We start from the raw sequence: 496 nt of genomic DNA on the forward strand, positions 1-496 counted from the left end.
GCGGCCCCACCACCAGCCGGGCGCGCATGTCGCGCTGCCAGACCCGCTCGCCGACCAGCGCGGTCGCGCCCAGCGTGGCATTGACCTCGCCCAGCACGCTCAGTTGGTCGGGCGGCACGTCGTACCACTTGCCGACGAACTGGTCGACGCGGATCGACACCTGGAAATAGTCCGACAAGGTGCGCTGCAGGTAGGCGGCCGACACCGGCCGATGGCGCGCGGCCAGCGCGTAACCGGCGATGGCCTCGTCGATCACCGCGCCCTTGCCTTCCTGCATGGCGCGCCGCGCGTCGGGATTCGACACGCCGGCCAGCGACAGCAGCAGGGGCAGGTAGCGCTCGTCGCGGTCGAGCTCGTAATGCAGGGGCAGGCGGTACTTCTTCCAGGCCGAATAGAACAGCGCGGTGGCGCGGTTCGAGAACACGTCGAAGAAGGCGCGCGCGGCGTGGTCGCGCTTCAACTGCTCGCGCGCGATGATCTGCTCGGTGTAGTGATG

General features: G+C 69.4%; 1 protein-coding gene. It reads right to left on the bottom strand.

Translation table 11 applies throughout. The annotated features are described in order from the left end of the window. A partial coding sequence (gene tssG / locus FQ755_RS08320; protein ID WP_144152998.1) for a type VI secretion system baseplate subunit TssG occupies positions 1 to 496 on the bottom strand: 496 nt, incomplete at both ends.

Source organism: Paraburkholderia sp. BCC1885, assembly GCF_900996235.1.
Taxonomy (GTDB): Bacteria; Pseudomonadota; Gammaproteobacteria; order Burkholderiales; family Burkholderiaceae; genus Paraburkholderia.